The organism is Amycolatopsis camponoti (genome assembly GCF_902497555.1).
In the GTDB taxonomy this organism is placed as follows: Bacteria; Actinomycetota; Actinomycetes; order Mycobacteriales; family Pseudonocardiaceae; genus Amycolatopsis; species Amycolatopsis camponoti.
This window is the reverse complement of sequence record NZ_CABVGP010000001.1, coordinates 3729602-3743524: the sequence shown is the minus strand read 5'-3', so window position 1 is coordinate 3743524 and position 13923 is coordinate 3729602. Positions and strand designations below refer to the sequence as shown.

Genomic DNA, 13923 nt, shown 5'->3' with positions numbered 1-13923 from the left:
CTCATCCTTTCAGGACGGCGACACCTCGCGGGGCGAGCCGGACCTCGCGCACCGGCCGCGACGGGTCGGTCAGCAGGTCCGGCGCGGCGTGCGGCAGGTCGACGGTGACCGGCGCGGTGCCGTGGTTGAGCAGGATCAGGTAAGCGCTTTCCGCACCGTGCCGGACGACCGCCTGGACCCCGGGCGGGGTGTCGAGCACCGGCGTCACCCCGGCTTCGGCGGTGATGCGGCCTAACAGCGCCGCCAGATCGGGCCGGGTGCCGAGGTACCAGGCGACGCCGTCGCCGAACACGTGGCGGGTGATCGCGGGCCGCCCGGCCAGGTCACCGGAGGCGAGGGACGCGACGACTTCGGCGCCTTCGGGTTCGATCCATTCGGACCAGATGACCCCGGAACCCGTTGTCCCGTCCGCGAAATCGAGATCGACCGGCCCATCCGGGGGCCAGAACTCGTCGACCCGCAGGCCGAGGATGTCCCGCAGCGGCGCGGGATGGCCGCCCGGGTACGCGCGGTCGCAGCCGTCGACGATGCCGGAGAAGTACGACACCACGAGGTGCCCGCCGCCCGCGACGTACGCGCGCAGGTTGTCGGCGGCCGCCTGCTCCAGCAGGTACAGGTTCGGGACGACGACCAGCTTGTACGACGTGAGGTCCCGCGAAGGGTGGACGACGTCGCAGGTGACGTTGGCGTCGAACAACGGCGCGTAGTGCGCGAGGTGCGTTTCGAGGTACTCCAGCCGAGCCGGATGCGAGTCGAGTTCGAGCCCCCACCAGCTCGGCCAGTCGTGCAGCAGGGCGACGTCGGCGCGCACGCGCGTCCCGGCCAGCTCCGGCACGCGGGCCAGCTCCTGCCCCAACGCGGCGGTCTCGCGGAACGTCCGGGTGTCGCGGCCACCGTGCGGCACCATCGCGGAGTGGAACTTCTCGGCGCCGCCGCTGGTCTGGCGCCACTGGAAGAACAGGACGGCGTCGGCGCCCTGGGCGATGGCCTGCCAGCTGCCGAGCCGCATCGCGCCGGGTGGCTTGGGACTGTTGCGCGGCCGCCAGTTCACCGCGCTGGGCGCCTGTTCGAGCAACATCCACGGTTGGTCCTTCGTGGACCGGATGAGGTCGTAGGCGAACGCGGCTTCGACGTGGGCGCGCGGGTCGGACGGGTCGGGGTAGGAGTCCAGGCTGACGACGTCCTCGTGCGGCGTCCACAGGTGCCAGTCGAGCGCTTTCTGGACCAGGCCGACGAAGTTGGTCGTGATCGGGACGTCCGGCGTGACGCGGCGCAACACCCGCTGTTCGGTGAGGAAGCAGCCGAGCGCGGCGTCGGAGGAGAACCGGTGGAAGTCCAGCTGCTGCGCGGGGTTCGGGAACGTCGGTGCCACCCGGGGTGGCAGGATCTCGGCCCAGTCGTCGTACCGCTGGGCCCAGAAGGTGGTCGTCCACGCCGCGTTGAGCGCCTCGATCGTGCCGTACCGGTCCTGCAGCCAGACGCGGAAGTCCGACGCGGACTCGTCGCAGTAGCACGCCCGGACGTGGCAGCCGAACTCGTTGCCGACGTGCCACATCGCCAACGCGGGATGGCCCGCGTACCGCGTCGCCAGCTCGCTGACCAGCCGGGCGGCGTGCGCGAGGTAGACCGGGCTCGACGGGCAGAACTGCTGCCGCGCCCCGGGTGAGAGCCGGACGCCGTCGGCGCGCACCGGCAGGATCTCCGGGTGCGCGTGGGTCAGCCACGGCGGCGGGGACGCGGTCATCGTCGCCAGGCACACCTGGACGCCCGCGCCCGCGAGGTCGTTCATGACCCCGTCGAACCAGCCGAAGTCGTACTCCCCCGGCCGCGGTTCGACGCCGGCCCACGAGTAGATCCCCGCCGTCACCATCGTGACGCCCGCTTCGGCCATCAGCTTCAGGTCTTCCCGGCGGACCTCTCCGGGCCAGTGCTCCGGGTTGTAGTCGGCGCCGTAGCGGATCATCAGAGCAGCCCCGCTTCGGCGAGCTTCTCCTTGATCCGCAGCAGTTCCTCGTCGTCCAGGGGCAGTTGCGGCGGCGCCATGACCGCGTTGTCGATGAACCCGCGCATCTTCATCGCGGCCTTGAAGGCACCGAGGCCGGCCGAGCCGCGGCCCATCCGGCTCGGCGGGGCGACGGACGTGATCGAGAACAGCTTCATCAGCCGTTCCTGCTCGCGCCTCGCCGCGGCGAGGTTGCCGGACTTGAAGTGGTCGTGGATGAGCACGTACCCGACCGGGTCGACGTTGCCGAGACCCGGGACGGCGCCGTCCGCGCCCATCGCCAGGGCCGCGTCCACGATCAGCTCGGACCCGGTGAAGACGGCGAAGGCGTCCAGGCCGCGGTCGCGCTTGCCGAGCAGCACGGCCCGGAACGCGGCTTCGTCGCCGCTCGAGTCCTTCAGGCCGGCGAGGACGCCGTCGGCGGCGAGATCGAGGACCATCCCGCCGTCGAGCTTGGTGTGCACCGCGACCGGGATGTCGTAGGCGACGATCGGCAGCGCGGTCCGCTCGTGCAGCAGGCGGAAGTGCCGGTCGATCTCCGCGACGTGGGTCCGCGTGTAGTAGGGCGCGGTGACGACGACGGCGTCGGCCCCGGCGGCTTCGGCCACCTTGATGTGCTCGGCGACGCGCAATGTCGTCATGTCGATACAGCCGACGAGCACCGGGACGCGCCCGGCGACCTGGTCGACCGTCGTTTCGACGACGACGCGGCGCTGGGCGTCGGGCAGGAAGGCGACCTCGCTGGAGGAGCCGAGGACGAACACGCCGTGGACGCCGGCGTCGAGCTGGAACTCGACGTGGCGCCGCAGCGAGTCGGTGTCCACGCTGAAGTCGTCGGTGAACGGCGTGCACAGCGGCGGGACGATTCCGGCGAACTTCGGCATCAGGTGCTCACTCCGGTGGGGATCTCGGGATGGATGCAGCGGTACGTGTGGCCACCGTCGGCCACGGCGAGCGGCGGCAGCTCGGCCGCGCACTCGTCGGTGGCCTTCGGGCAGCGGGTGCGGAACGGGCAGCCGCTCGGCGGGTGCGTCGCCGAGGGCACCGGGCCGGTCAGCACGATCGGCTCGACCGGGTTCAGCAGGCTGGGCGTCGCCGAGAAGAGGGCCCGCGTGTACGGGTGCCGGGCCTCGGCCCCCACCGGCGCCTCCTCGACGATCCGGCCCAGGTACATCGTGACGATCCGGTCGCTCATCTTCGACACCGTCTGGATGTCGTGGGAGACGAACACCATCGCCAGGTCCAGCTGTTCGCGCAGGTCGAGCAACAGGTTCAAGATCTGGGCGCGGACCGAGACGTCGAGGGCGGACGTCGGCTCGTCGGCGACCAGCAGCGCGGGCCGCAGGGCCAGGGCCCGCGCGATGGCGACGCGCTGGCGCTGGCCGCCGGAGAGCTGGCCCGGGACCGCGTCGGCGGCGCTGGCGGGCAGGCCGACCAGCGACATCAGCTCGCGGACGCGGTCGTCGCGCTCGGCCGGCGTCCCGGCTTTGTGCACGTCCAGGGGGTCGCGGATGATCTTGGCGACGGCGAGCCGCCGGTTGAGCGCGGTCGACGGGTCCTGGAAGACCATGCCGACCTCGCGTCCGAATCCCGCGTCCAGGGGCTTCCCGCGGAACCGGACCGTGCCGGCGGTCGGGGACTGCAGGCCGACGATCACCTTGGCCAGGGTCGACTTGCCGCAGCCCGACTCGCCGACGACACCGATCGTCTCCCCCGGTGCGACGACCAGGTGGGCGTCGGTGAGGGCGTAGACGCTGTCGTGGCCGAAGAGGCCGCGGCCGCGGATCTTGTGGACGACGTGGACGCCGTCGAGCTCCAGGAGGCTCACGCCGTCGCCTCCTTCTCGCGAGCGATGTCGACGGCCGGGAAGTGGCAGGCGACGAGGTGCTCGACCGGCTCGCCGAAGCGGACCGGCGTCTCGTCGTGGCACTTGGCGCGGGCGGCCGGGCAGCGGTCGGCGAAGCGGCAGCCGGCCGGGAACTCGGCCGGGGCCGGGACGACGCCCTTGATCTGGGTGAGCCGCGCCTCGTTCTCCTCCAGCGACAGCACCGCGCTGAGCAGCCCACGCGTGTAGTGGTGCCGGGGCGAACCCACGACCTCGGCGGTCGCGCCCAGCTCGGCGACCTGGCCGCCGTACATGACGACGACGCGGTCGGCGATCTCGGACACCAGCGCGAGGTCGTGCGAGACGAGGACGAGCGCGAACCCGAGCTCTTCCTGCAGCCGCAGCAGCAGTGCCATGATCTGCGCCTGCACGGTGACGTCGAGGGCCGTGGTCGGCTCGTCGGCGACGATCAGCTTCGGGTCCCGCGAGAGCGCCATCGCGATCAGCACGCGCTGGCGCTGGCCGCCGGACAGCTCGTGCGGGTACGCGCGCAGCGTCCGTTCCGGGTCGAGGTTGACCAGTTCGAGCAGCTCGGCCGGGGTGCGGGTGCCGCCGCGGCGGGTGAACTGCTTGAGCTGGGCCCGGATCGTCATCGCCGGGTTGAGCGAACTCAACGCGTCCTGGTAGATCATCGCGATGTCGTGGCCGAGGTGCCTCCGTCGTTCACCGGGGCGCAAAGCGAGCAGATCGCGCTGGGCGAAGCGGATCTGGCCGGACACCCGGGCGGTCGCCGGCTGCAGGCCGAGGATCGACAACGCCGTGAGCGTCTTGCCGCAGCCGGACTCGCCGATCAGGCCGAGGACTTCCCCGGCACGGACGCTGAAGGACACGCCGTCGACGACGGCCACCCCTTCGTGGCGGCCGGGGAACGCGATCGCCAGCCGGTCGACCTCCAGGACGGTCTCGCGGTGGTCCAGGGACCGGGCGGTGCGGGCCAGCCGCTCCCCCGCTTCCCGCAGGCCGGCGATCGGCAGGACGGGCGCGGTGTCGGCGTCTTCGCGCTTCTCGACGGCCTTCGCGACTTCGGCCGCCTTGACCGCGCGGGCCGACGGCGCGGCCCAGGCGTCCGAGATCCGCTCGGACAGGATGTTGAGCGCGAGGACCGTGACCAGGATCAGCAGGCCGGGGAACAGCGTCGCCCACCAGCCGCCGGTCAGCACGAGGTCCTTGCCGTCGGCCAGTACCGAGCCCCACGACGGGTCCGGCGGCTGGATGCCGGCGCCGATGAACGACAGGGACGCCTCGAACACGATCGCGTCGGCCACCGTGACCGTGCAGTAGACCAGCACCGGCGCGGCGCAGTTGATCGCGACGTGCCGCGTCAGCACGAAGAACCGCCTCGCGCCGATGACGCGTTCGGCCGCGACGTAGTCCTCGCCGTACTGGGCCAGGACGTTCGCCCGGATCACCCGCGCCACCGCGGGCATGTTCAAGAACCCGATGGCGAGGATCAGCACCAGGATCCCGTGGCCGAACACCGCCACCAGCACCGCGGCCAGCGCGATGCCGGGGAACGCCATGATGACGTCGAGGACCCGCATGACGACGGCGTCCACGCGGCGGTTCGAGGTCGCGGCGAACGCCCCGATCACCGCCCCCGACACGAGCGCGAGCGCCACCGCCCCCAGGCCGATGGCGAGCGACCAGCGCGTGCCGGCGACGAGCCGGGAGAAGATGTCGCGGCCGGAGGTGTCGGTGCCGAACCAGTGGGACCCGCTCGGGCCGCCGGTGTCGGTGCTGAGCGCGTCCGGGTTGTGCGTCGCGACGAGCGTGCCGAGCACGGCGACCAGGAGCAGCACGCCGAGGATCGCGAGCGCGGGCCAGGCCGCGCGCAGGCGCTTCACGCGTGGCTCCGCAGGCGCGGGTTCGCGATCAGGTACAGGACGTCGACGATCAGGTTGACCAGCACGAACCCGATCGCGATCGTGATGACGAAGCCCTGCACCTTGGCGGTGTCGCCGTCGGTGACGGCCTGGATCATGTTCTGCCCCATCCCCGGCAGCGCGAACATCGTCTCGATGACGACGGCGCCGCCCAGCAGGTAGCCGACCCGCAGGCCGAGCACGGTCAGCGGCGTGACCAGCGCGTTGCGCAGCACGTTGCGCCCGACCACGACCACCGGCGGCAGGCCGCCGCCGCGCGCGGTGCGGACGTAGTCCTTGTCGAGCTCTTCGACCATCGACGTCCGGATCACCCGGGTCAGCTGCGCGGCCACCGGCAGCGCCAGCGAGACCGCGGGCAGCGTCAGCGAGTTCAGCCACCCGCCGAAGGAGTCGGCCGGGCTGACGTAGCCGCTGGTCGGGAACAGGCCCTGGCCGACCGCCAGCCACTGGACCAGCAGCAGCGCCACCCAGAACGCCGGCGCGGCGACCCCGGCCAGGGTGACCACACGGATCACCTTGTCCGGCCAGCGGTCGCGGAACAGCGCCGACGTCACGCCGAGCACCAGCGCCGTCACCAGCGCGAGGACCAGGCCGAGCAGGGTCAGCTGGACGGTCAGCGGCAGCGCCGTCGAGATCGTGTCGCCGACCGGCTGCTTGGTGATCACGCTGGTCCCGAAGTCGCCCTGGGCCAGGTGCCAGACGAAGTGGACGTACTGCAGCGGCAGCGGGTCCAGCAGCCCGTTCTCGAGCCGGAACTGCTGCAGCTGCTCGGCGGTGGCGTTCGCGCCGTCGAACGCGGCCAGCGCCGGGTCGACCGGCGCGAACCGCATCACGATGAACACGAACAGGATCACGCCGAGCAGCAGCGGGATCAGGGCGAGGATGCGGCTGAGCAGCATCCGCACGACGACGGCCACGGGTGTTCTCCTCCTAGACCGGCTTGGCCTGGTTCAGGTAGATGCCCGGGTAGCCCTGGGCGCGCACGCCGCTGAGCGCCTTCGGGTCCCACGCCGTGCCGAGCTGGGTGAACACCACCGGGTAGATGACGGCCTGCTCGGAGATCAGGTCCAGCAGCTGCTTGTTCAGCGCCGTCCGCTTGGCCTCGTCCGTCTCCGCCGCGGCCTGGTCCTGCAGGGCGAGCAGGGACTGGGCGTCGGGGCCGGTGAAGCGGGCGTACTTGCTCGTGAGGATGGACTTGGCGTCGTAGTAGTACCGGATCATCAGGTCGGGGTCGTTGCCGAACTGCAGCGGGTTGTTCGTCGTGGCGACGACCTGGAAGTCGGTGCCCGCGTCCAGCTTGGAGAACAGCGCCTTGGTGTCCTGGCTGTCCAAAGTGGTCTGGACGCCGATCGCGTCCCAGCCCTCCTTGATCACCTTCACGCAGTCGGCGACCAGCGAGGTGTTCGTCGTGGACAGCGTGACCTTGAGGTTGCTCACGCCGGCCTGCTGCAGCAGCTGCTTCGCCTTGTCGGGGTTGTAGGCGAAGTCCTGCGACGCCGGCTGTGAGGACGGGAGCTTCGGGTTGATGAACGACGTCCCGGGCGAACCGGCGCCCTTCAGCCCGATGTCGATCATCTTCTTCTTGTCGATGGCGTAGTGCAGCGCCTGGCGCACGAGGTTCTTGTCGAACGGCGCGTGCGCGGTGTTGAAGAGCAGGAAGAGGTTGTTGCCGCCGTCGGCGAACTCGACCGTGCGACCGGCCTTGCGCAGCTGGTCGGCGTTGGCGGCCGGGATGTTCTCGGCGATCTGCGCGTCCGGCTTGGCACCGGAGATCGCGGCGACGCGCGGGGCGGAGTCCACGATGGACTTCCAGAGCATCTTGTCGTAGGCCGCCGGGCGCGGGCCGTTGTAGTCGGCGAACTTCTCGAAGCTGGTGTGGGACAGCGGGGCCTGCTCGACGACCTTGTACGGGCCGGAGCCGACGACCTTGCCGCCCTTGGCGTCGTCCCACTTGCCGTCGTAGACGTGCTTCGGGACGATCTTGCAGCACTGGATCCGCTGCAGCGCGTACGGGAACGGGAACTTGAGGACGAACTCGACCGCGCGGTCACCGGTCTTGCGTACCTCCTGCAGCCAGTGCGAGAAGAAGCTGTGGATCAGCACGTTCTCCTTCTCGTCGAGCGCACGGGCGTAGGTGAAGACGACATCGTCGGCGGTCACGGGCTGGCCGTCGTGCCACTTCGCGCCGTCGCGCAGCTCGAACTTCAGGCTGGTGCCGCTCGCGTCGGCGGGCAGCGCCTTCGCCAGGCCGGGGAAGGGAGCGCGGGTGATCGGGTCACCCTCCACGAGGGACTCGTAGCAGTGCAGGATCGCGGCCATCGAGAACGCGGACGCGGTCTGCAGCGGGTCCCACGTCTGGTTGTTGCCGTAGCCGATGACGGCGGTGAGCGAGCCCGCCGAGCTGCCGGTCTTGTTGGTGGACGCCGGCCCGCCGCACGCGGCGAGCACGGTCGGGAACGTCATGGCCGCCCCGGCGAAGGTGGTGTAGCGCAGCAACTGGCGGCGGCTGAGCGACGGGCTCTGGGACATCGGTGTCTCCGGCTGGCCTCGAACGGTAGGACATGGGACGTCCTATGACCGGCGTGAGCCTAGGATGGGTTCGCGTGCTGGTCAACCCTTCTGGACGTATGACGTAGGATGTCCTCTCACGACGCATCCGGGGAGGACAGCAGTGGCCCGTCCGCAGCGCAGCGAAGAGATCACCAAGCGCATCATCGACCTGATCGTCGAGCGGGAGCTCCCGCCGGGCGCACCCATGCCCACCGAGCTGAGCCTGATGGAGGACATCGGCGTCAGCCGCAACTCCATCCGCGAGGCGATCAAGGCCCTGCAGGCCCTCGGCATCGTCGAGATCCGCCACGGCTACGGCACGTTCGTCGGGTCCGCCGGGTCGGAGTCGCTGCAGACGTGGCTGCTGTTCCGCACCCGCGCCCGCGGGGCCACCGACGTCGGACGGCTGCGCGACCTCCTGGAGGTGCGGGAGATGCTCGAGACCGAGCTGACCCGCCGCGTCGCCACCGACCACCGGCCCGGCCTGGTCGAGGAGCTGCAGGCCTGCGTCGCGCGGATGAAGCGCAAGGGCCCGGACGCCGCGGAGGCCGACCGCGAGTTCCACGACCTCATCTGCGCCGAGGCCGGGTTCGACCTGGCGCGCGAGCTCACCGGGCTGTTCTGGGACGTCTACCGGATCGCGGAAAGCGAGCTGGGCGGACCCGCGTCGTCGCCGACGGCGACCGCGAAGCGGCACCAGGCCATCGTCGACGCGCTCCTGCTGCGCGACGCGGACGCCGCGGCCGAGGCCGTGCACCGGCACTTCGACGAGGTCCGCAAGCGCGCGAAAGCCGGTCCGTACGGCGGTTTCGGCGTCGCCCGGCCGGTGCCCGCGGCCCATTCCTGACTCTCGGTCGTTGACCCGATCGAGGTAACTTCGCGAAGATCGAGAACCGGCCTCAACGGCTTCGGCGTCTGGCTCGTCGGTAGTGGTGATCAACCACCACACGGAGGTGCCAGTGCGAAGAACTTTGTCCGTCCTGGGGGTCGTGCTCGCCGGGCTCGGGGGAATCGTTCCCCCGCAGGCCGGCGCCGCGGTGCCCACGACGTCCGCCACCTTGATCACCGGCGAACGCGTCAGCGTCCGGACCACCGCCGACGGCCGGTCCCTGTTCGACGTCCGGCCGGCCGCCGGGAAGGGCATGGCGCGGGCGCTGGTGCACCTGCGGCTCGGCGCCCGCGACTACGAGCTGCCCGGTACCGCGCTCCCCTACCTCGGGCGCGGGCTGGACCTGAGCCTGTTCGACGTCGGCGCGCTGCTGGCCGGCGCACCGCTGCCCGCCGACCCGGCGACGTTCGGGCCCGCGCTGGCGAAGCAGTTCAAAGAGGACAACGCGCGCGGGCACTTCGGCGGGCAGGGACTGTTCGCCGGCGGCGCCCGGTTCGCGCTCCCCGGTGCGCGCCCGGCCGTTCAGCCGCGCTCGGTGATGCGCACGGTGTCGGTCGACGCCACCGACATCGCCGGCCACCCGGCCGACACCGGCGTCGCGTTCCTCTACAACACCGACGACGGGAACCTGCTCGACCCGGTCGAGAGCGTCAACTACTTCGCGAGCGGCACGGCGAAGTTCAGCGCCCCGGACGGGAACTACAGCGCGCTCGGGCTGTTCTGGACGGCCGACGCCGACGGCAACCCGACGGAGGTGCGGTTCAGCGCGCAACCGGAGTTCGCGGTCAAGGCGGACAAGACCGTCCGCGTCGACGCTTCCCGCGCTTCGAGCAAGCTGACGTGGGTGACGCCGCGGCCGGCGCTGCTCGACGACACCGGGTTCCTGTTCCGCCGGGCGGCCACGACGGGACCGGCGCTGCTCGTCGACTTCGACGCCGGGCCCGGCGTCCCGATCGCGGTGTCGCCGACGGCGGTCCCGGTGCGCACGGGCGCGCTGCAGACGTACCCGTACAGCAGGCTGGTGTCCCCGCCGGGGCCGGGCACGCCGTACGAATACGTGCTGCAGAAGGCCTCGCTGGGAACGATCCCGCAGCAGCGGTACGTGATCACCGCTCGCGACGTGGCCGCGGTCGACTCGACCTACTTCAGCGAGTACTCGTCGCTGGGGTTGCGGCAGCGCAGCGGGATGTTCTCCTTCGAGGACGTCAGCGGCCGTGTCTCGCACCCGATCCAGCTGCCGCGCAAGCAGGTCGAGTACGTCTCGGCGGCACCGGACCTGCGCTGGTTCGGCGGGTTCTCGAAGTACGTCCTGCCCGGGCCGTTCCCCGGCTGGGCCGGCGGCCAGTACGAGCCGTTCCACGCCTACCGGGGCGGTTCGACGGTCACCGAGGAGTGGAACAAGTTCCCGCTGCACCCGGCGGGCGAGGTCGCGCTGCTGCCGCCGGACGACGGCAGCGCGCCGGTGGCGCCGGCCGCGACGAGGGCCGGGGACCTGCTGCGGCTGTCGATCACGCCGTTCAGCGACAACCAGCCGGGGCACACCGGCTTCGGCTTCTACGGCGAGTCTCGCGACACCGTCACCGGGCACTACACGCTGACCCAGGACGGCGCCACGCTCGCCGAGGGCGACCCGGCCGGGACCACCGAACTCACGCTGGAGCAGCCGGTGGCGTCCGGACCGTCGACACTGGGGCTGACGATCGATGCCGGGCGCACCGGGCCGATGTACCGCCAGAGCACGGCGACCCACACCGAGTGGACGTGGAAGTCGCAGCACGTCGAGGGTGCGCAGCTCCCGCCGTCGCTCGTCTGCCTGCGTCAACGGGGCGGAGTCGACCGGTCGTGCGCGGTCGAGCCGATGCTGACCCTCGGGTACGCCGTCGGCGGGCTGCGTCCGGACGGCTCCACGGTGTCCGGGCCGCAGAGCCTCGACCTCACGGTCGGGCACCTGCAGCAGAGTGTCGCCTCGCCGATCACCGGCGCGACGGTCCAGTACTCGACCGACGGCACGACCTGGCTCGACGCGCCGGTGACCGCCCGCGGCGCCGGGGTCTTCCACGCGGACTTCACCGCGCTCACGGAGGCCTTCCGCGGCGCGGACGTCTCGCTGCGCGTGACGGCGTCCGACGCGGCCGGGGCCACCGTGGCCGAGTCGATCACCGCCGCCTACCACGTCTACCCGGCCTGAGGAGAGTCCACTGTGAACAGAAGATGGATCGGCCTGCTGGCCGCGCTGGTGGCGGTGGCCGGGTTCGCGCCGGCCGCGACGGCCGCCACGGCACCTCGCGCGGCGTGCCCCGACCCGGGACCGGGCCTGCTGCGCTGCCTCACCACGTACACCTCCGCGCCCGCGTTGGCCGACGGTCCGATCGGCTGGGGTGCGGACGACCTGGCGTCGGCCTACCGGCTGCCCGCTTCGCCGGGCCCGGAGACGGTCGTCGGCATCTCGATCGCCTACGACGCCCCGAACCTGGAGGCGGACCTGGCGGTGTACCGGGCGCAGTACGGCCTCCCGCCGTGCACGACGGTGAACGGCTGCTTCCGCAAGGTCAACCAGCAGGGCCTTGCCGCACCGCTGCCCGAAGCGGACTTCGGCTGGGCGCTGGAGTCCACTTTGGACGTCTCGATGGTGTCGGCGGCGTGCCCGTCGTGCCGGCTGGTGGTCGTCGAAGGCAACACACCGGGCTTCGCCGACCTGGCGGAGACGGAGGACACCGCGGTCCGGCTGGGCGCTTCGGTGGTCTCGAACAGTTACGGCGCACGGGAAGGCGGCGCACCGCTGGCGTTCGCGAGCCACTACCGGCACCCGGGCGTGACAGTAGTGGCGTCCTCGGGAGACGCCGGCTTCACGGCGGCGAGCTACCCCGCGGTCCTGGCGACCACGGTCTCGGTCGGTGGGACGACGCTGGCCCGCGACCCGTCGTCGGCCCGAGGGTGGGCGGAGTCGGCGTGGCAGTACGGCGGCAGCGGCTGCTCGGCGTACATCGCGAAGCCGTCGTGGCAGAAGGACACCCACTGCGGCAAGCGCACAGTCGCGGACATAGCGTCGGCGGCGGAGGACATCGCGATCCACTACACGGACGCGGGCGGCTGGCTCCCGGTGAACGGCACCAGCGCATCGGCGCCGTACATCGCGGGGTTGATCGGCCGCTCAGGCCAGGCGGGCGCGACACAGCCGTCGAGCCTGTACGCGAAGGCGGCGTCGTTCGTGGACATCACGACGGGCAACAACGACCCCTCGGGCGCGGGCAGGAAGTGCGGCAATGACTACCTGTGCGTCGCAGGCCAGGGCTACGACGCCCCGACGGGGCTGGGGGTACCCAACGGCCTGACCGGCTTCTGACGCTCGCACCACCGAGGTGATCGCCCCTGGGCCGCTTCGCCGGGCTTACTCGGCGAGGCGGCCCTCGGGCGGCTGTCAGCTCGCTGGTCACCTGCCCGGCCGGGTCGGCATCCGCCCCGGCGGCCGCCCGCGCCCGGCCACTCACAGACTCCGCCGGGCGACTGCCGGTCCGCTGGTCAGCCGCCCCGGTCGACCAGTACCCCGCCAAAGGCCGTCCCACATCCGACCGCTCACGGACCCCGCTGGAGCCACCTCCGGCCGCCCTCAGCCGACCCGGCTCAGCCGCCAACCCCGCCTCCGCCCGGCGCCACCAACTCCGCACCACCAGCCTCACTCAGCCAGGCCGGCACAACCCCCGCTCATACGCCAGCAACCCCGCCTCGGTCCGATGCGCACACCCCAGCTTCCGCACCACCTGGGCCACCAAACTCCGCACCTCCGGCTCACCCAGCCCGAGCCGCGCGGCGATCTCGGCGTTCGTCAGTGCGGAACCCACCCCGACCAGCACCTCACGCTCGCGCACCGACAACCGGTCCACTCCGGCCAGCCGCTCGTCCCTCGGGCCCGACAGCCGCGTCGCCGCCGATACCAGGCGGCGGGAAGCGTCCGGGGACAGCACCACGTGCCCGTCGGCCGCCAGCCGGACCACCTTGATCAGCTCGTTGCGCCGGGCCGAGCGCAGCACGTACCCCGAAGCGCCGTCGCGTAGCGCACGGAGGATCCCCGCGTCGGAGTCGAACGTCACCAGCGCCAGCACCGCCGGGCGGCGGAACACCGGCCCGAGCGGCCCCAGCCGCAGGTCCAGCAGCACCACGTCCGGCAGGCGGCTGCGCAGCGTCGTGCGGGCCGCCGTCGCGTCCGGGGCCGAGCCGATCACCTCGATGCCGTCGGTCTCGGCCAGCAGGGAGCCCAGGCGGGCCCGCACCGCCGGGTCGCGTTCGGCCACCAGAACGCGGACCGGGGGCGGGGGCAGCACCGTCAGTCCTTGGGTCGCAGGCGGATCAGCGGCAGGTCGGTCCGCGACGCACCCACCAGGTCACGCCCGCCCGGGCCGCGCAGCCGCAGCTCGCGGAACCGCACCGAAGACAGCTGCGCCGCTTCGATCGGGTACACGTCGCCGTAGCGCTTGATCTTCTCGACCAGTTCCTTGCCCAGCAGTTCCACCAGGCCCGCGTGCCGGCTCGCGCCGCCGCCGAGGGGCACGTCCAGCTGCTTGCGCACCTCGGGGAACCGCTGGTCCAGCTCGACGGCCAGCTGGTGGATCGTGACGTAGGCCGGGCCGAACTCCGACGCGTCCGGGCCCGGAGGGATCTCCTTCAGCACCTTGATGAGCTTGTCGTCCATCCCCAGTTTGTCCCACAGGGTCACGTT

Annotated in this window: 11 protein-coding genes; 3 read left to right on the top strand and 8 right to left on the bottom strand. The window is 71.7% G+C overall.

Going from position 1 to position 13923, the window contains the following annotated elements:
- Position 1: 1 nt before the first annotated feature.
- The 6 genes from AA23TX_RS17755 to AA23TX_RS17730 are packed head-to-tail and all read right to left on the bottom strand — an operon-like array spanning position 2 to position 8299.
- Positions 2 to 1963 carry a beta-galactosidase gene (locus AA23TX_RS17755; protein ID WP_155543609.1) on the bottom strand — a complete coding sequence of 654 codons (1962 nt, stop codon included), beginning with the start codon at positions 1961 to 1963 and terminating at the stop codon, positions 2 to 4.
- Entirely contained in the window at positions 1963 to 2886 is a 924-nt protein-coding gene (locus tag AA23TX_RS17750; RefSeq protein ID WP_155543608.1) for a dihydrodipicolinate synthase family protein, read from the bottom strand. The genes AA23TX_RS17755 and AA23TX_RS17750 overlap by 1 nt, the downstream gene beginning before the upstream one ends.
- A complete protein-coding gene (locus AA23TX_RS17745) occupies positions 2886 to 3830 on the bottom strand; it encodes an oligopeptide/dipeptide ABC transporter ATP-binding protein (protein WP_155543607.1) in 945 nt (314 codons plus the stop codon). The genes AA23TX_RS17750 and AA23TX_RS17745 overlap by 1 nt, the downstream gene beginning before the upstream one ends.
- On the bottom strand, positions 3827 to 5731 hold the full coding sequence (locus AA23TX_RS17740; protein WP_155543606.1) for a dipeptide/oligopeptide/nickel ABC transporter permease/ATP-binding protein: 1905 nt from the start codon (positions 5729 to 5731) through the stop codon (positions 3827 to 3829). The genes AA23TX_RS17745 and AA23TX_RS17740 overlap by 4 nt, the downstream gene beginning before the upstream one ends.
- Complete coding sequence (locus AA23TX_RS17735) at positions 5728 to 6687, bottom strand: ABC transporter permease (protein WP_155543605.1); 960 nt, start codon at positions 6685 to 6687, stop codon at positions 5728 to 5730. The genes AA23TX_RS17740 and AA23TX_RS17735 overlap by 4 nt, the downstream gene beginning before the upstream one ends.
- A gap of 13 nt (positions 6688 to 6700) precedes the next feature.
- Positions 6701 to 8299: an ABC transporter substrate-binding protein gene (locus AA23TX_RS17730; protein ID WP_155543604.1), complete on the bottom strand. Its 1599-nt coding sequence runs from the start codon at positions 8297 to 8299 to the stop codon at positions 6701 to 6703.
- Between the two features lie 142 nt (positions 8300 to 8441).
- Between AA23TX_RS17730 and AA23TX_RS17725 the strand changes: the two genes are divergently transcribed.
- From AA23TX_RS17725 to AA23TX_RS17715, 3 genes are all read left to right on the top strand, one after another.
- Positions 8442 to 9167, top strand: a complete 726-nt coding sequence (locus AA23TX_RS17725) for a FadR/GntR family transcriptional regulator (protein ID WP_155543603.1) — start codon at positions 8442 to 8444, stop codon at positions 9165 to 9167.
- 112 nt (positions 9168 to 9279) lie between these two features.
- Positions 9280 to 11397 carry a hypothetical protein gene (locus AA23TX_RS17720; RefSeq protein WP_196425365.1) on the top strand — a complete coding sequence of 706 codons (2118 nt, stop codon included), beginning with the start codon at positions 9280 to 9282 and terminating at the stop codon, positions 11395 to 11397.
- Positions 11398 to 11409: 12 nt separating this feature from the next.
- Positions 11410 to 12552, top strand: a complete 1143-nt coding sequence (locus AA23TX_RS17715) for a S53 family peptidase (protein ID WP_230862551.1) — start codon at positions 11410 to 11412, stop codon at positions 12550 to 12552.
- A gap of 334 nt (positions 12553 to 12886) precedes the next feature.
- On the opposite strand, the gene AA23TX_RS17710 is transcribed toward AA23TX_RS17715, so the two are convergent.
- Positions 12887 to 13528 carry a response regulator transcription factor gene (locus tag AA23TX_RS17710; RefSeq protein ID WP_155543602.1) on the bottom strand — a complete coding sequence of 214 codons (642 nt, stop codon included), beginning with the start codon at positions 13526 to 13528 and terminating at the stop codon, positions 12887 to 12889.
- Between the two features lie 2 nt (positions 13529 to 13530).
- Positions 13531 to 13920 carry a hypothetical protein gene (locus AA23TX_RS17705; protein ID WP_155543601.1) on the bottom strand — a complete coding sequence of 130 codons (390 nt, stop codon included), beginning with the start codon at positions 13918 to 13920 and terminating at the stop codon, positions 13531 to 13533.
- Positions 13921 to 13923 lie beyond the last annotated feature (3 nt).